At 44.0% G+C, this 17,013-nt stretch carries 13 protein-coding genes and 1 rRNA gene; 6 read left to right on the top strand and 8 right to left on the bottom strand.

Annotated features, from left to right (window positions below; genetic code table 11):
- Positions 1 to 82, bottom strand: a 16S ribosomal RNA gene (locus tag CRO25_RS28270); the annotation flags it as partial.
- Positions 83 to 1,227: 1,145 nt separating this feature from the next.
- Between CRO25_RS28270 and CRO25_RS28265 the strand changes: the two genes are divergently transcribed.
- Positions 1,228 to 2,919: a methyl-accepting chemotaxis protein gene (locus CRO25_RS28265; protein WP_256863770.1), complete on the top strand. Its 1,692-nt coding sequence runs from the start codon at positions 1,228 to 1,230 to the stop codon at positions 2,917 to 2,919.
- Positions 2,920 to 3,095: 176 nt separating this feature from the next.
- On the opposite strand, the gene CRO25_RS28260 is transcribed toward CRO25_RS28265, so the two are convergent.
- Positions 3,096 to 3,263 (bottom strand): DUF3934 family protein, encoded by a 168-nt coding sequence (locus CRO25_RS28260; protein WP_064642109.1) that lies wholly within the window; start codon positions 3,261 to 3,263, stop codon positions 3,096 to 3,098.
- 311 nt (positions 3,264 to 3,574) lie between these two features.
- Between CRO25_RS28260 and licT the strand changes: the two genes are divergently transcribed.
- The 3 genes from licT to CRO25_RS28245 all read left to right on the top strand — a co-directional run bounded on the left by licT (position 3,575) and on the right by CRO25_RS28245 (position 7,981).
- Complete coding sequence (gene licT / locus CRO25_RS28255) at positions 3,575 to 4,435, top strand: BglG family transcription antiterminator LicT (protein WP_063568380.1); 861 nt, start codon at positions 3,575 to 3,577, stop codon at positions 4,433 to 4,435.
- Between the two features lie 184 nt (positions 4,436 to 4,619).
- The gene (locus tag CRO25_RS28250) at positions 4,620 to 6,518 is read left to right on the top strand and encodes a beta-glucoside-specific PTS transporter subunit IIABC (protein WP_079697249.1); all 1,899 of its coding nucleotides are present in this window, start codon (positions 4,620 to 4,622) and stop codon (positions 6,516 to 6,518) included.
- A gap of 53 nt (positions 6,519 to 6,571) precedes the next feature.
- The gene (locus tag CRO25_RS28245; protein WP_079697248.1) at positions 6,572 to 7,981 is read left to right on the top strand and encodes a glycoside hydrolase family 1 protein; all 1,410 of its coding nucleotides are present in this window, start codon (positions 6,572 to 6,574) and stop codon (positions 7,979 to 7,981) included.
- 97 nt (positions 7,982 to 8,078) lie between these two features.
- On the opposite strand, the gene CRO25_RS28240 is transcribed toward CRO25_RS28245, so the two are convergent.
- The 5 genes from CRO25_RS28240 to CRO25_RS28220 all read right to left on the bottom strand — a co-directional run bounded on the left by CRO25_RS28240 (position 8,079) and on the right by CRO25_RS28220 (position 13,043).
- Complete coding sequence (locus CRO25_RS28240; protein WP_079697247.1) at positions 8,079 to 9,299, bottom strand: MFS transporter; 1,221 nt, start codon at positions 9,297 to 9,299, stop codon at positions 8,079 to 8,081.
- Between the two features lie 33 nt (positions 9,300 to 9,332).
- The gene (locus CRO25_RS28235) at positions 9,333 to 9,932 is read right to left on the bottom strand and encodes a TetR/AcrR family transcriptional regulator (protein WP_063567182.1); all 600 of its coding nucleotides are present in this window, start codon (positions 9,930 to 9,932) and stop codon (positions 9,333 to 9,335) included.
- A gap of 121 nt (positions 9,933 to 10,053) precedes the next feature.
- Positions 10,054 to 11,205: a S1C family serine protease gene (locus CRO25_RS28230; protein WP_063567172.1), complete on the bottom strand. Its 1,152-nt coding sequence runs from the start codon at positions 11,203 to 11,205 to the stop codon at positions 10,054 to 10,056.
- Positions 11,206 to 11,219: 14 nt separating this feature from the next.
- Positions 11,220 to 12,464 carry an FxLYD domain-containing protein gene (locus CRO25_RS28225; protein ID WP_079697246.1) on the bottom strand — a complete coding sequence of 415 codons (1,245 nt, stop codon included), beginning with the start codon at positions 12,462 to 12,464 and terminating at the stop codon, positions 11,220 to 11,222.
- A gap of 159 nt (positions 12,465 to 12,623) precedes the next feature.
- Positions 12,624 to 13,043, bottom strand: a complete 420-nt coding sequence (locus tag CRO25_RS28220) for a VOC family protein (protein WP_063567181.1) — start codon at positions 13,041 to 13,043, stop codon at positions 12,624 to 12,626.
- Between the two features lie 274 nt (positions 13,044 to 13,317).
- Between CRO25_RS28220 and CRO25_RS28215 the strand changes: the two genes are divergently transcribed.
- Positions 13,318 to 14,073, top strand: coding sequence for a class I SAM-dependent methyltransferase (locus CRO25_RS28215; protein WP_079697245.1), 756 nt, complete (start codon positions 13,318 to 13,320; stop codon positions 14,071 to 14,073).
- Between the two features lie 105 nt (positions 14,074 to 14,178).
- Here the strand turns inward: CRO25_RS28215 and CRO25_RS28210 are convergent, their stop codons facing one another.
- Positions 14,179 to 16,269: a penicillin-binding transpeptidase domain-containing protein gene (locus tag CRO25_RS28210; protein ID WP_079697244.1), complete on the bottom strand. Its 2,091-nt coding sequence runs from the start codon at positions 16,267 to 16,269 to the stop codon at positions 14,179 to 14,181.
- Between the two features lie 147 nt (positions 16,270 to 16,416).
- Here CRO25_RS28210 and CRO25_RS28205 point away from each other — a divergent pair, with 147 nt between their 5' ends.
- Entirely contained in the window at positions 16,417 to 16,821 is a 405-nt protein-coding gene (locus CRO25_RS28205) for a CBS domain-containing protein (RefSeq protein WP_063567168.1), read from the top strand.
- Positions 16,822 to 17,013 lie beyond the last annotated feature (192 nt).

Here is a 17,013-nt window from a genome sequence, read left to right as displayed (position 1 = left end):
CTTCTCTTCAAGTCCGCTCGACTTGCATGTATTAGGCATGCCGCCAGCGTTCGTCCTGAGCCAGGATCAAACTCTCCAATAAAGATGAATTTCAGTAGCGTGGTTAAACGCTATGAAAATCATCTCAAGTATTTGAAAAGAGCGATAAGCTCATTTTGAAACTGACGAGATTAAAAATCTCATTTATTTTGCTTTGAAATCATACAGTCTGAAGACGTGTACCGATTTCTCAGCGTCGATCTTGCAAGCAAGATCGTTACTCACTCGTTGTTCAGTTTTCAAAGATCAAACTTGTTTTCGTTGCCGTCGTTGTTCTCTTCAGCAACTCTTATATATTATCACGTCCGAACCAACTTTGCAAGCTCTTTTTTTAAGTTTCTTTCGAAGCTTATTTCATTCGCTTGCCGCACTGTGTTTCTCGTGTTTTCTTGGCCGGATTAATAATATATCATGTTCTAATACTAATTACAACCCATATTATAAATTAATTTTATCTCAATATATTTAGTTGATCTACTTTCCTATTATAAATGTCTCCAGCGGTTGTTAAGTTAACGGAATCTACGGAACCGCTCTATGCGTTCTATGGGATAGCCTATAGCCTATACTGGCTGTAATTCCAACGTTAATACTCTAATGAACAGTTTGTCTTGTAGGGCCATGAAAACTTTTCTTCATTAATGTCACTACTTATTAAGTTATCTTCATCTATATACTGTTGTCTTTCATTACAGTAATAGGATATCGTTCATTGATCTTTTCGTATTCGCCAAGTCTCGTTTAGAGTCATTTTTGCGTATTAATGTATTTCATATATGCGCATATCTTTATTTCAACATAAATCCCTCTCCCCTTTATGTATATACATGTTAAGCACAATTCACTTTTTAAAATGAAGGGACCTTATTCCTTTTGGCATTTAATTTCCCCAATCTTCAAAGAAATTACCGTTATAGATTTGCGCATTTTTTAATAATGAACACAATAATGAAAGAAATGAGGAAAATTCTGAAAACCTTGGTACTAAAGCATCATTTTCATTCAAAAACTAACATTAGTCTAACCCTATTACGATATATCACATGGATACGAAGCACCATACGTAGAGCGAACACGCATCCAGATGGTCACAATTAGAAAAAGGAGTGAACTATGTTGTTAAATAAGATAAGGTGGAGTACTCTTCCCTTCTTTGCTAAAAATCTCGTTATTTCATTCGGCAGCATTATGTTGATTGGGGTTATCCTCATTACTGCGGGATATCAACTGCAAAAGAATATTCTGAGTCAACAATTGTACGAGCAGGCTGAAGTTACAACACAGAAATGGTTTGATGATCTGGATACAGACAAAGTAATTGAAGCAGTAAAAGAGAAAAGTTATTCTGGACCTGTTCAGAAAGAATTAAGAGAATACCTGGATTCCATCCACGAGCTATATCCCAATATTGCACAAGCCTATATCTTCGGCACTGAACTGAAGGAAGGAAATCAGACGTCCATCATCGCGATTCCTACTAATTTGTTGGGGCCTTTTGAAGAAAGCAATATGGCAGCAGGTTCAATGTATCCATTACCACAGAAAAATGTTATAGCTCTTGAAGGTATGAAAAACGACGAGGAGCCCGCATTAAGCAGTTTTTATACGGACGAATACGGTACTTGGACTACGATTATGTACCCTATCAAAAATGCCGAAGGAAAAATGTACGCCGCACTTTACTTCGACGTTGATGCAAACGCAGTTCCAAAAGGACTTCATAAGCTGATTACATACAGTAGTATTTTCCTTATCGGTTTCCTGGTCCTGTTTATGGTACTGCAGTTTATTCTATTAAAGAAAACACTTCAGCCAATCCGTGACCTTATGAAGGGTATTGAGACTGCAAGCGCAGGCAATCTGGATGTAACCATCCAAACCGGACGGGATGATCTGGGAATTATCAATGAAAAATTCAATACGATGATTCAGCGATTCAATGACACGATGTTCAATGTCCAAACGACATCTTATCATCTCTCTGACTCATCCAAGAAATTATTAGATATTTCCGAGAAAAATAACGATAATATCCAGATGATCAGCAGCAATATTCGGGACATCTCTCACGGCCTTCGCTCCCAGGATCAGGCGAGCGTGGAAAGTGCCCGAGCAATGACAGAAATGTCTACCGTTGTGCAGACGATTGCCAGCAGTTCTGCAGATGTAGCGGATGAGGCATTAAGCATGGAACAACGTTCCAATACAGGTCATGAGATTATGCAACAAGTGGTTGAGCAGATGAGACTCATCTCTGGTGCGGTGAAGCACACGTCGGAATCGATACAGTCTTTGGAAAGCCGCTCCAACGAAATTAGCAGCATCGTAAATATGATTACACAGATTGCAGATCAGACTAATTTGCTCGCCCTCAATGCTTCCATTGAGGCGGCTCGTGTCGGTGAGGAAGGAAAAGGGTTCGCGGTTGTCGCAGGGGAAGTCCGCAAACTCGCTGAACAGTCCCAGGATTCTGCCAAACAGATCCGTACCTTAATTGACGGCATTCAGCGCGATATCCTTCAATCTGCCGAAGCCATGCAGCTTGGCTCCCAAGAAGTGGAGAAGGGATCTCAAGTCACTATGGAGACGGGGCAATTTTTTGAAGATATTTTGACAGCTACGAACAAAGTCGCTAACCAAATTCAGGATATCTCCAGTTCTACCGAAGAAATATCCGCCAGCACACAGGAAATGTCCGCTACTGCGGATGAGTTGTCTGCGAGCGTCAGCAAAGCAGCACATAGTAGCAAACAGATTGAGCAATCCATTGCCGAACAGGAATCATCCATGGCCTCCATTGTTGCTGCCTCTGATGAACTTTCGGCTGTATCGGGCCAATTGCAAGAACTGATCTCCTTCTTCAAAGTAAGAGCTAAATAGAGCTGAATACCAAGTAAACAATAAGAACGTTAATTACAAAAAACCAAGATGCTTGAGGATAATTCCTGCGTCTTGGTTTTTTCTATTCGTTTAATATGATGCGCTTGCGACGAAATAAAAAAGAGACCATCCCTGTATTTAGGTCAGATCCCTTCTCTACTCTATCTCGTGCCCATTTACACGGACTTGTCACTTGGCGTTTCGGCATCGGTTTTATTCTTTGTGCCTTTACTTTTATAAGGCTTCGGGGCACTTTTCGCCCGGTTAGCGGCGGCTTGCCAACGGTTCCAGCCTTTTTTGCCAGTACCACGGCCGGTACCGCCTTTTCCTTTTGCTTTGCTCATGTTATCACTCCAATAATCCTGTATATGCTTAAAAATGACCGTCCTCGGTAACTTATTATGCAACCCAGCCCATCTTCTTCACTTCCAGCTTTCTTATTATAACAAAAATTGACGTCTTTACGTTCATTTCCATAAATCATTGTATTGTTATTCTGTTATGAAAGCGGTATAGTGGACATAATTGAAAGAGGAAGCTGTGTCTTCTTCGGGATTGTTACTGGTAAGCAGGCGATACCCAAACAAAAGGCTGTCTAATAAGCCTTTGTTTGGGTTTTTTGTTATTATTACGAGCTATTGAGGTGAACACATACATGATCATCCGACAGATTTTCAACAACAACGTCATTCGTGCAGAGAATCAGGTAGGCCAAGAGTTTGTTGTCATCGGCAACGGTCTAGGTTTCAAGAAGAAAAATGGACAGCCCGTGGATGAGGATAAAATCGAGAAAACCTTTGTGCTGAAATCGGATAAAATACCGCAAAAATTGATTGACCTGATCGGTGAAACATCGGTTGAATATTTAAAATTAGCTGACGAAATTGTAGGCTACGCCAAAAAGGAAATGGGTGATATTTTTAGTGATAATATCTATATATCGTTAATTGATCATATTCAATTCGCCATTACAAGGTACCGCAAATCCGTCGGACTGAAGAATTCCCTTTTGTGGCAAATCAAGAAGTTTTACAAAAAGGAATTTGGGATTGGCATGAATGCAGTAGATCTGATTCAGGAACAATTCGGCATCCAAATGGATGAACATGAGGCCAGCTTTATTGCCATGCATTTTGTCAACGCTCGCCAAGATGGTCAGGGTATGAAACAAACGGTTGAAATTACCGAGGTTATTGATGATATTTTCAACATTGTTACCAATCATTACCACATCGCCCTGGATGAAAATTCATTTAATTATTCCCGGTTTATTACCCATCTGCAATACTTTGTGCAGAGAATGCTGAGTAATGAACAGGAGCAATTTGCATCGGGTGATAACTTCCTGTATGAGCAGGTTAAAGACAAATATGCCAAGGCTTTTCAGTGTACACAACTGATTAATCAATACCTTGAAGAGAAGTTTGAAAGCGCCATGTCCATTGATGAAAAAGTGTATTTGACGATCCATATTCACCGTGTCACTTCCCGTAACGAAATGCTGGACGCTGAATAAAAAAAGCTTGCAAACGATTTCGGCGTCATTTATAGTAGGTCTCACAACTTAACGACAAGGATTGTTACTGGTAAAGCAGGCGATACCTAAATGATTGGCAACGGGTCATCTTTCCGATGATCATAGCCATTCGTTTAGGTATTTTTTTGTTTTCAGGCAATCTTAACAACAAAGGAGAATGAACATGGATCATAAAAAAATGGGGGATGACATCGTTCGTCTCGTCGGCGGAGAAGCCAATATCAATGGTCTTGTCCACTGTGCAACCCGGCTGAGATTCGATCTGAAGGATTCGAAAAAGGCTGAACGCGAAACGCTCGAGAAACACGATGGTATCATTACCGTTGTCGAAAGCGGCGGACAGTTCCAGGTCGTCATTGGCAGCAATGTGGCTCATGTATATGCAGAGATCATGAAGAACAGAGATTTTGGAGGGGATTCTTCCTCATCTGCTGAGTCCACAGGAGAAAAAACATCGGTTTTATCCAAAGTTTTTGAAATTATATCCGGAAGTTTCTCACCTTTAATCCCGGCCATGGCAGGATCAGGTATGTTAAAAGCTTTGTTGACTGTCCTGACCATGCTTGGATGGATGTCTGATACAAGTGACACGTACCTGATTCTATCTGCTGCCGGGAACGCAGTCTTTTATTTCTTGCCTATCTTCCTCGGTATCACACTTGGTATGAAACTGAAAGCCAATCCTTATGTAGCCGGTGTAATTGGTGCCGCTCTGATGGAGCCGAACTTTACCGGACTGATGGATAAAGGCTCGGATGTATCGTTCCTCGGCATACCCGTTGTCATGATGAATTATTCAGCCAGCGTGTTCCCGATCTTCATATCGATCAGCATCTACGCTGTACTCGACAAACTACTGAAGAAAATCATTTTGAAAGATCTGCAATTGTTCCTGGTACCGATGATTGCTCTGATGATTATGGTTCCTTTGTCCGCAATGGCCTTCGGACCATTCGGCACCACGGTAGGTGACTGGATCTCCTCCGGCGTAACTTGGCTTATTGGTGTCAGCGGCATTTTGTCAGGAGTTGTACTGGGTGGATTCATGACCTTCATGGTTGTCTTCGGACTCCACTGGGGTTTCACACCAATCACGATTCAGAATATCGGGGTTGGCGGCGATCCGATTGAAGCCATGGCAGCTGCAGCTGTGTTTGCACAAATCGGTGTAGCATTTGGTATTTTCCTGAAAGCCAAAAAGAACAAAACCCTGCGAACCCTTGCAGGTTCCACCAGCCTTACCGGTTTACTTGCAGGTGTCACTGAACCGATCGTATACGGTCTGATCTTGCGTTATAAACGAGTGATTCCTATCGTTGTCATTGCAGGTGCGATCGGCGGTGCCATTAATGGTCACTTTGGCGTTAAAATGACTGCTTATGTGTTCCACAATATATTTGCCATTCCTGTCTATACACCAACGGTTGTCTACGTGATTGCGATTGCCTTCTCCTTTGCTGTAGCAGCGATATTGACCGTGATGTTCGGATATGAAAGCAAAACCAAAGACACAGCTTCCGAAAAAAATGAATCTGTCTCCAATACATCGACTGAAAGTACACCGGAAGAACTTCCTGTCGTACCTGAGACAAAAACAACTGAAATCAAAAAGGAACAAATTTATAGTCCTCTTACAGGTAAAGCTGTAGCCTTGAGCACCATTAACGACCCTGCTTTCTCAACAGGTGCCATGGGCAAAGGATTGGCGATTGTTCCTGAGATTGGTGAAGTCGTCGCTCCCGTGGATGGCGTTGTAACTTCACTCTTCCCAACTGGACATGCCATTGGATTAACGACCAACGCAGGTACCGAGATTTTGATTCACATTGGTATTAACACGGTGGCGCTGAAGGGAAAACATTTCAATCCTGTCGTTCAGGAAGGCGATATCGTTAGACAAGGCGATCTGTTGATCCAATTTGAAATCGATAAAATTAAAGAGGCCGGATACGAAACCGTGACTCCTGTCATTGTTACTCTCACGCAGCAGGAAGTGGATGTATTCGAAACGACTCAAGAGCATGTACAGAAAAACGATGTCCTGCTGACTTTGGTTGTCTAACTCTTGTCTAACTCAACTTATATCATATGTATTCAATTTAGGAGGAACTAACAATGAAGCATACTCAACTTAAACCATTTCCTAAAGATTTCTTCTGGGGAGGATCAACCTCCGCCTATCAAATTGAGGGAGCCTGGGATGAAGATGGCAAAGGCCCTTCTGTCATCGACATGGGCAATCATGTGGAAGGCGTAACCGACTTCAAGGTAACCAGTGATCACTATCATATGTACAAAGAAGATGTGGCCCTGATGGCCGAAATGGGCTTCAAAGCCTACCGTTTCTCCATCGCCTGGACTCGCATCTATCCGCAAGGAGCAGGTGAAGTAAATCCAAAGGGACTGGCATTTTATGATTCCTTGATTGATGAGTTGATTAAATACGGTATTGAGCCCATTGTGACCATGTATCACTTTGATCTTCCTTATGCGCTTGAAGAAAAAGGGGGCTGGTCCAACCGTGCAACGATAGATGCCTTTGAACAATATGCCAAAACACTTTATGAAAACTACGGTGACCGGGTCAAATATTGGCTGACCATCAATGAACAAAATATGCTAATCCTTCACCCCGGCTCTCTGGGTACCCTGGATACAACACTTGTTGATCCACAAAAAACTCTGTATCAGCAAAATCACCACATGCTGGTCGCTCAAGCCAAAGCCATGGTTCTGTGTCATGAGATGCTGCCTGAAGCCAAAATCGGCCCAGCTCCCAATATCGGTGTTATCTATCCCGCGAGCTCCAAACCGGAAGATACGCTCGCTGCTGATAACTATGCTGCCATTCGCAACTGGCTCTATCTCGATATGGCTGTATATGGACGCTACAATCATATTGCCTGGAGTTATCTCGAAGAAAAAGGATATACCCCTGTCATTGAAGATGGAGACATGGATATCCTGGCTCAAGGAAACCCTGATTTTATCGCTTTTAACTACTATACATCACAGACCGTTGGTGAAAGCCTGAATGATGGCAATGACTTCTCCCATACAGGAGACCAGCATGAAATCGTCGGGGAGCCAGGAGCTTACAGAGGATCTGTAAATCCAAATCTGCAAAAGACTGAATTTGGTTGGGAAATTGATCCTGTTGGTTTCCGCTCAACGCTGCGCCAGATCTATTCCCGTTATCATCTGCCATTGATCGTTACCGAGAATGGTCTGGGTGCATTTGATAAACTGGAGGAAGGCGACGTGGTCAACGACCCTTACCGCATCGAGTTTTTCAATAAACATATCGAACAGATTCAACTGGCTATTACAGACGGTGTAGATGTATTCGGCTTCTGCCCTTGGTCTGCGATTGATCTGGTCAGCACACATCAGGGATCAAGCAAACGTTATGGATTCATCTACGTGGATCGGGAAGAATTCGATATCAAGGAATTAAGACGTATCCGCAAACAGAGCTTCCACTGGTATCAAAAACTGATTGAAACCAATGGAGAAGTCCGTTAATACTGTAAAATAAAAAGCCAGTCGTTTACACATCGTTCATGTGTAGCCGACTGGCTTTTTGTGTTGGTTCACTCACGCATTCAGATTCAAATCAGAATTACATTTCTGCTTTGGCGTTGCCTGTGGAGTTAACTCCTCTTAATACCCGCAGAGATAACAGGAAACAGATTGCCAGAACAACAGCTGCTGAAACGTAAGGATAGTTGATATTCACATCAAACAGTGCTCCCGCTACAATTGGACCTGCGATATTCCCCAAACTTGTGTAGGCTGAGTTCAATCCGGCCACAAAGCCTTGCTGTTCTTCCGCCAGTTTGGACATCTGCGTACTGATTGCCGGACGCAATATATCCATACCAAGGAAGACGATAAACGTTACGACAAGAATCATCCAGTAGGTGTTCACAAACAAGGTCAACAGTACAAATACGGCTACAAAAAGCAAGCAGACCGAAATGACTTTTTTCTCACCAAACCGGTTTAACAGCCAGCCAATCATGGAGACCTGCACCACAGCTCCCGCAATGGAACCAAACGTAATAATGAATGCAATATCCTTGGTGGTGAAGCCAAATTTGTGATCCACAAACAGTGAAAATACCGTCTCATAGTTAGCCAGACCAAACGCCATGACAAATACGATAATCAAACTGAAAAAGTAAGGCTCCCGGTACGAATGCAGCAACTGGGAAACCATGCCCGGGCTTTTGACCTTCGATGCACCCGCAACAGGTTTGGTTTGCTCTCCGGTAATTCTGGTCGATTCCGGCAAAATAATCAATGTAATGATGGATGCCAGCAAACCTGCAATACCTGCGGCATAGAAAGGAATCCGAATGCCAAAGTCCGCGATATATCCGCCGATCCCCGGACCAATAATAAATCCTGTAGTAATTGCCGCATTGATTAATCCCATGCCTCTACCGCGTTCTTCATCTGTCGTAATATCTGCGGTATACGCCATAACTGCCGGGAAGATCATTGCTGCACCGATTCCGCCAAGCATCCGGGCCGCGAAGAGCAGCGATGGTGCATTCACAGCACCAAACATAAACTCCGATACAGCAAAGATTAACATGCCGCCAACAATAATTTTTTTACGTCCCAAGATGTCAGACCAACGGCCCGCAACTGGAGAAAACAGAAACTGCGTGAAGGAGAATGCTGCTACCAGCAAACCAACCGTGAACCCGGTGATATGCAGTAGATCCATGTACGCAGGCATAATAGGTACAACAAGACCTATACCTGTAAAAACGAGAAAAATATTAAACATTAACAGCAGCAATGCGCCCCTGTTCCGTGTAAGTAATGCCATGATTCCATCCTCCGTAGTTGTCAAAATGTTGCCTTAAGCTTTATCTTTTGCTATTCCATATAAGAATACGCTAGCCGCCTGGCGGTATAAGGCAAGAGCCTGTTCTGGCTCCATTCCGCGCGACAGCTGACTAAGTCCAATAATGGTGCTTTCCAGAATGAGCGCAAGATTGTCTGCGTTGTCTGCCTTGAACTCTCCGCTCTCTATCCCCTGTTCCACCAATTGTTTGTTAAATTGAATATGCCGCTCAAACATCAAAGATATTCGTTCTTCAATATCATTTTCTTTCTTTTCCCCGGTAAAAAACTCATCTGCCGCCTTGGTTAGCGGGTGATTCATATCGTCGAGGATTAATTGTTCTGCCAAGCCGTAGATCTTCTCCGTAGAAGTATGATACAGATGCTCCTTGGCCGCCCAATTCTCTTCCCATTCCCGATCCCACTCATCAATCAGATACAGAAAGAGGCCTTCCTTACTTTTAAAATGGTAATAGATATTGCCTTTGCTGCTGCCTGTCGCAGCCACAATATCTTCAATGGAAGTTGCTTTATACCCTTTTTGCACAAAAAGAGCTCTTGAGGCATCCGCAAGTTTCTTCTTGGTCTGCTCGGTTTGAATTTGCTTTTTATTCATACTCATCCATTTCACTCCGCCTCTTGCATACTGAACGTTCGTTCTGTATTTTAACAGAACCATCACACTTAAGCAATCAAAAAGGAGAATCGGCTTGGTGCCCATTCTCCCTACATAACTTTTATTTCACTTTTTTTCCTTGACCATGAAGTATTTTCAGTTGTCCATTTTCATAACCGACTTGATACGTAACTTTATATTTCGTGGTGACCAATTCACTGTCTTTTCGTTCATCCGCTGTAATAACCGCAGTGACCTCTATTTCATCATTTGACTTGTCTGAGGACGAAACTTCGGCAATGGTAACATAACTGGTGTTGATGTAACCTTCACGGAACTTGGCATAACTTATACCGCTCTGCCACTCACTGCCAAGCAAGGCATATGCGGTAACATAGTCATTCAGATTCAGGTTCATATAAAATTCGGTCACCAGACCCTCCGCTTCCAAAGAAGCTGAGTCTGCTCCCGATCCCTGACTGCCACTCGTCTGAACCGCCGTTTTAGACGATGATGGTTTCTCAGACCAGGCCTGGACCTGCTTCAATACACTGGTGATCGGAATGCTGAACCCAATTCCACCTTCCTGCTCCACAACGGCTGAATTAATGCCCAATACTTCACCGGTTTCTGCACTGATCAGTGGGCCACCGCTGTTGCCGTGTGTAATAGGCGCCGAGATTTGATACAGATTACTATAGATATACGGGGCAATTTCGAAGCTGCGGCCAACTCCGCTGATAATGCCTGTAGTTACGGTGTTCTCCAGACCCAGCGGACTACCCAGAGCGAGAATCTCATCACCCGTCTCCGCTTTGGATTTGGCGATAGGTAACGGTTTAACTTTTTTCAGATCAGGCACCCTGACGACAGCAACATCCGTCTCTTCTCCAATCCCGATAACGGTTCCCTTATACTCCTCATGATTCAGGGTTCGAATCGTTACTTCTTTCGACCCCTCCACCACGTGAGCATTAGTTACCACATCCCCCTGATCATTGTAGAGAAAACCGGAACCCAGTCCGCTGCTGCTCTCAATTGTAACCACTTTCTTCTGACTCTCTTCAATAATCTGTTTACGTGTTTTCTTCACGGCTGTCTGGGAGGACGGTTTAGACGCTGTGGTTGCCGTTTCCTTCGTAGTGACAACAGCCAGTCTTGGTCCATCCTGCAGTTGATCTGCTGAATACTGATGAATCCAGAACACCCCTCCTGCTCCCGCTCCAATAATAATTGCACTGGATATAATCGTACTCCATGTTCGTTTGGCCATTCCAACCTGTCCTCCTATTCCAGATACCACGTTGCGTTCACTACAGAAACTTCAGCTTCCTCGTACACACCGTAATAATACGTTTCAAAAAATCCCTGATCCCCTACATCAAGCCAGCTTGGATACACATCCGCATAGGTTTGACCGAGATATGCCCCGTCTGAGCTGTAGATGTCCAGCATAACCGTCACGGAAGAGATAGGACGAGTGGCATTATTCACGATTGAGCCGCTTATATACAGATCGCCATACATATCAAGCGTCGCTTCTACGTCTACAATACTCACCGCTGCTGTGCGGTTTTTCAGGTCTTCTTCTGCCGCTTGTTGCTCAGCAAGTTGAATTCGTTCGGCTTCTGCTTTTTCAAAAGCCTTCTTCTCACTCAGCACCCGTTCGCGATATGCTGTCAATTTGTCATCCTCGGGCGCGTAGGACAGTCCCAAATCAACGGTTTGCAATGCAGCCGTAAAATCCTTTTTCTTCACTTGCTGTTCAGCTTGCTTATAGCTAAGGCCAGCCAGCTTGTCGATGATTTGTTTCTGAACCGCCTCTGCTTCCTTGCCTTTCAATTTCGATACCGTGTCCAATTTCTCAGCAAGTGCCTGTACGGTTGTCAAACTATCGATTTCTTTCTTTACCTTCAGGACAGCCAGTGTCACCTTGTTGTTGTTTAGAGTCGTACGTACCTTGGCAAATACCGGTTCTTCTCGCTCTTTCAACACTTTTGCTACAGCCTGAAGTGTCTTGTCACCTGCAGCAAGTTTTCCCGTTTTCAAACTTGTCGCAGCTTCGTTCAGCTGATTCATTAGATTGAAGGCTTTGGCTGTAATTTGGCGATCCTGCACAAGTCCATCAACATTTGGCCGTTTTGCAAGAGCCGAGTCCAGAAGTTGAAGCGCCTCTTGATATTTTCCGTCCAAGCCCGCCTGCTCCGCCTGTTGATGCAGTGTTTTTACCTCCGCATTGATGCCCATCTCCTGCTTGTAATAATAAGTCAACAAGGCCCCCATCACCGCTGCCAGAAGCAGTGGAATAATCCAGCTAAATGCTCGGCCTTGTGCCGTGTTGCTCTGCTTCAGTGCAGACTGATGCTGTCTGGATAACTGATCTAATGCTTTGCCCGTTCCACTTTCCAGACCAACTGCTGTTTCTGCCCAAATCTGTTCATCTGTAGAGCTTGAATCTTTTAATTTCGTTCTACACTTTCTACATGTGCTGTCCCCTGGATTGCTTTTGGTCCCACATACGTGACAATACACCCTGATCCCTCCATCAAAAAGAACGTATGTATACTATGCTATTTATACATGAATCGACACTTATCATATAGTAAAAAGGTAAATTACACCATATGTTATTGGGATATATGAACGCAAAAAGTGCCTCCCTGTTAATAGGAAGGCACTGACAAATGTATTCTATTCTTGCGTAGGAAAGCTACTTAGATCCATATAGGAAACTTCCCATAGATGATCATCCGGGTCCTGAAAACTCCACCCATACATAAACCCATGATCTTGAGGATCATTATACGGCTTGCCGCCAGCATCCAGGGCAGCTTGTACAATCAGATCGACTTGTTCACGACTCTCCACCGACAAGGCTACGATGACTTCCGCCGTGTCCGCCGCGTTGGATATTTTTTTGGAAATAAAAGATTGAAAACGATCCTCCACCAGCAGCATCGCATAGATGTTGTCTCCAATGATCATGCAAGTCGCAGACTCGTCTGTAAAATTCACATTGAACTCAAACCCTACTTTGGTAAAAAAATCAACGGACCTCTTCAAATCCTTAACGGGCAAATTAACAAAAATCTGCTTAGCGCGAACAGCCACCATCGATCACCTCAATCTAATAGAATGGATTTCACTTCAAATTAACATCTCGCGTATACGCTGTCAATTCATTATAATAACGATATTCCAAACTGTGAGGTGACACGGATGTTATTCCGAATCGTTCGAAGTAATTAGTCGTCGGGCTGGGTCAAAACGCGTACCAGCTAACATGGGGTACGTCTGCCCTTTTGAGCCTGTTCGGCATCTAATCGTAACGATTTGGTACAACATCTGTCTAGAATCAAGAACTCACATTGGAGGAATCATATAAATGAAGAAAAAGATGGACTATACTACTTTTTACGAACGTATTGGGCAATTGAATGGCTGGGACTTCAGCTCCCTGAAAGTGACTTCAGAAGGCATCGAATGGAATTTCTACGAGGAAGTTATACGCTGCACCGAACCGTCTGATCTATTGCTTGATATTGGTACAGGTGGTGGAGAAGCTGTTCTTTCTATCTCGAATGCCGCACTGTTATTGGTTGGAATCGACCTTTCCCGGGGAATGATTGAGACTGCCCAGCGTAATCTTAAGGCATCTGGTTCCAGGTCGAATGTCCGTTTTGTGCATATGAATGCAGAGCAACTGACATTTCCAGATCAATTCTTTAATGTGGTTTCCTCCAGACACTGCGACTTCTGCGCTACAGAAGTATTCAGGGTATTGGCTGATGGCGGTGTATTCCTTACCCAACAAGTCAGTGAACATGATAAATGTAATATCTGCAAGGCTTTTGACCGTGGACAATCGCTGGGCGTTCAGCCTGGCACATTAATGGAACGATACAAACGTGAACTTCGCGAAGCGGGTTTTCGTGACATTGAGGCACACGAATATAATGCAACAGAATATTACGCCACGCCTGATGATCTGCTTTTCCTACTGACCCATGCACCGATCATTTCCGGTTTTGGAGAGAAGGAATCCGACTTAGAGCATTTCCAACAGTTTGTTGAGCAAAATCGCTGCGATAAAGGGATTCGAACGAACTCGGCACGTTTTATGCTGACAGCTCGGAAATAAATCTTATAACATAAAGGCAAAATAAAGCCCATCCACCATTTTAGTAACATGAATGGTGGATGGGCTCTTCAAATACTAAAGATACATCGTAAATCGCAAATCAATTTACTGCGTTACTCCCTTTTTCTCCAGGAAAGGCTTTAATTTATCCAAAACATAATGACTGCCGCCTCGTCCGTTCACTTGTTCAATGACTGCGGCTATAAGGAAGGATGGTGATTCGGTATCAAACACCACAACAAAACCGTTCTCCTGTCCTTTTTCCCCCTTCTTGGCCTTAAGCTCGGCAGTCCCTGTCTTAGCCGCCAGTCCTTCAGGGAGTGAGTTCAAGGAATGAGCCGTTCCTCCCGATCGGGTCACGACCTCGCCCAAGGCATCCTTAACCGTATTTGCGACTTCAGGTGTAATCACAACTTCCGGTTCGGCGGTTTCCTTTTCCTCTATCAGTACAGGCTTCACCATTTTTCCTTCATTAATAAAAGGGGTGAAGGAGGATGCCAGATGGATCGGCGACATCAACATTTCTCCCTGTCCATAGGATGTGTCAGCGAGCAGCACCTCGGATGACAAATCGAGATGTGCCTCGTTTGCATACTGACTTGGTTTCAAATACAGTTCATCCAGTCCAAAGTTGTCTCCAAAACCGAACTTCTGAATGCCATCTATGAACTTGGCGCTGCCCATCTCAACAGCTTCCTTCGCAAAATAAATATTGTCTGAGTAGACCAGCGCATCAACCATGTTCACCGGGGATACACTTTTCACACGTTTCACATAGTAACCGCCCCAGCTCTCATCCTTGCGCCATTGCAGACCAGAGATATCATGCGATTTGTCCGCTGTGGTAACCTTCTCCATCAAACCTGCCGCTGCCGTAATGGCTTTGAAGGTTGAACCTGGTGCATAACGGTTCGTAAACCGATTGATAAAAGGAAGCTTTTCATCTGCTGAATAGGCATCCCACTCTGCCTGTGTCAGTCCCGTAACCATCTTGTTCGGATTATAGGCAGGCGCACTTGCCAGTGCCAGCAGATTACCATCCGTTGGGTTCATCAGCACCATTGCTCCGGCGTCACCACCACTCGATAATGTCTTATACAACTTGCGCTGTTGCTCAGAGCTTATCGTCAGTTGAATATTCTCTCCATCCACTGCATCCTTGCGAATAAGCTCAGAGCGAGTGTTTCCAGATTCATCAGTGATCTCGATCAGGCCACCTCGTTCGCCGCGAAGCTGTTTCTCCAGGGATTGCTCCAGTCCGGCTTTGCCAATCCAATCTTCCGCACGATAGTATCCTTCCGTATCTTTCTCCAAATCTTCCTTGGTGGCCTTGCGTACATAACCGATTAAATGAGCAGCAGCCTCACCAAGAGGATAATATCGTATTTCCTTGGATTGAACTTGCACACCAGCCAGTGCTGTAGGCACCCGGGAGTCCTCTGTTGAAGCAATCGGGACAAAATATTCCGGCTTCACCCATTTCTGTGCAAGTGCGGTGTTAATCATAGCTTCTGTTACTTTGTAATGCTCCGCGATCCGGGCGATCATCGGCTCCGGATTTTCTCCCAGCTTCTCAGGTATGATGCCCCATTCATATATATTTCCCTTTGTTGCGAGGGGCAGCCCTTCACGATCAACAATGTCTCCTCGTTCCGGGAAAAGGGTTTTCACCCGAACTTTGCTTCCCTTGACCATGTCAGTCAGAATCATGGATGGCTTCCAGTTGATCCGCCAGACTTTGCCACCCTCCTCAAGCTCTTCACGCACCAGTTTCAGTGTATGCGTCTCGTCCACTTCCCCGAGGAAGGTCGTTAACTGCAGACTGTAGTCCACTTCGTAGGTATCCGGATTTTGGTTTTGGTTTTTATTTTCATTACCAGTGCCGTCCGATGCCTCTTCGATTACTTTCGGTTTCAATTCTGCTTTAATCGCAGAAACCTCCATACCCGAATAGATTGCATTGTATTTTTCCACAAATTGTTCACGGTTCATGCCGGACTCTGTCAATGAAGCAGGCGTCATCAGGGTATACAGTTGATCAAATTCTTTCTTTTGCAGATGCTCTATGTACTGATTAACGGTTACCTCAGGCTTTACTTCCTCTGTTTTGCTATTCTGCATGTATAAGTACATTCCGATTCCACCGGCAAATAAGATGGGAAGCAGTCCATAAATAATTTTACGTTTCGATTTCATGATCACATCACCTCTAATATACACTATAGATTTCCAGCCTCAATTAAACAATGGAACAAATCTGACGAATTTATCATTAAAAATAGCCGAAAGCTCACATAATATGTTTAAATAAGGAGAGTGAGATTACAGTAAAGGAGCCCGATGATGGAAATCAGCTATTTTTTACTCCCCAAAGCCGACGTGGCCTATATCAAGTCTTCCGCTTCGATGAAAGATGCGATCGAGCAGCTTGAATTGCAGCATTATACCGCCATTCCCGTGATTGACCAGGATGGAAAATATGTTGCCACCCTGTCCGAAGGCGATTTGTTATGGAAAATGCGGAGCACTCCCGGACTGACATTTGAGACGATGGATCAGGTCCAAGTGCATGAGATCGACAACCGTGTATATAATGAATGTGTCTTTATTAAGGCAGAAATGGAGGATATGCTGACGCTGGCAGCAGATCAAAACTTTGTGCCTGTGGTGGATGTGGACCGTGTGTTCCTCGGTATTATCCGTCGCAAGGATATTATTGAGTATTATACGCGCAACATCTCCGACTAAATTTGAAATGAATATATGCCTTTTGCTGATCACATTGGCAGAAGACTGAAGCAGAGATGACGAGTCCTTGGGGCAATATCACTAAGTTACTTAACTTAATGACATTGCACATTGAGCTCGTCATTTTTGTGTTTTCAGATAACATCCAAGCCCCACTTTCATCTTTGCGAAAAAAATAAATAAACATATTGC

Origin of the sequence: Paenibacillus sp. RU5M (assembly GCF_900221055.1) — a bacterium.
GTDB classification, from domain to species: Bacteria; Bacillota; Bacilli; order Paenibacillales; family Paenibacillaceae; genus Paenibacillus; species Paenibacillus marchantiae.
Note: the sequence above shows the minus strand (reverse complement) of the source record. Positions and strands in the feature narration are given on the sequence as shown.

Excerpts from the sequence above, each read along its gene's own strand:
- licT (WP_063568380.1), top strand. The coding sequence starts at position 3,575 with ATGATCATCCGACAGATTTTCAACAACAACGTCATTCGTGCAGAGAAT.
- CRO25_RS28235 (WP_063567182.1), bottom strand. The coding sequence starts at position 9,932 with ATGAATAAAAAGCAAATTCAAACCGAGCAGACCAAGAAGAAACTTGCG.
- CRO25_RS28245 (WP_079697248.1), top strand. The coding sequence starts at position 6,572 with ATGAAGCATACTCAACTTAAACCATTTCCTAAAGATTTCTTCTGGGGA.
- CRO25_RS28250 (WP_079697249.1), top strand. The coding sequence starts at position 4,620 with ATGGATCATAAAAAAATGGGGGATGACATCGTTCGTCTCGTCGGCGGA.
- CRO25_RS28210 (WP_079697244.1), bottom strand. The coding sequence starts at position 16,269 with ATGAAATCGAAACGTAAAATTATTTATGGACTGCTTCCCATCTTATTT.
- CRO25_RS28265 (WP_256863770.1), top strand. The coding sequence starts at position 1,228 with ATGTTGATTGGGGTTATCCTCATTACTGCGGGATATCAACTGCAAAAG.
- CRO25_RS28215 (WP_079697245.1), top strand. The coding sequence starts at position 13,318 with ATGAAGAAAAAGATGGACTATACTACTTTTTACGAACGTATTGGGCAA.
- CRO25_RS28205 (WP_063567168.1), top strand. The coding sequence starts at position 16,417 with ATGGAAATCAGCTATTTTTTACTCCCCAAAGCCGACGTGGCCTATATC.
- CRO25_RS28240 (WP_079697247.1), bottom strand. The coding sequence starts at position 9,299 with ATGGCATTACTTACACGGAACAGGGGCGCATTGCTGCTGTTAATGTTT.
- CRO25_RS28260 (WP_064642109.1), bottom strand. The coding sequence starts at position 3,263 with ATGAGCAAAGCAAAAGGAAAAGGCGGTACCGGCCGTGGTACTGGCAAA.
- CRO25_RS28230 (WP_063567172.1), bottom strand. The coding sequence starts at position 11,205 with ATGGCCAAACGAACATGGAGTACGATTATATCCAGTGCAATTATTATT.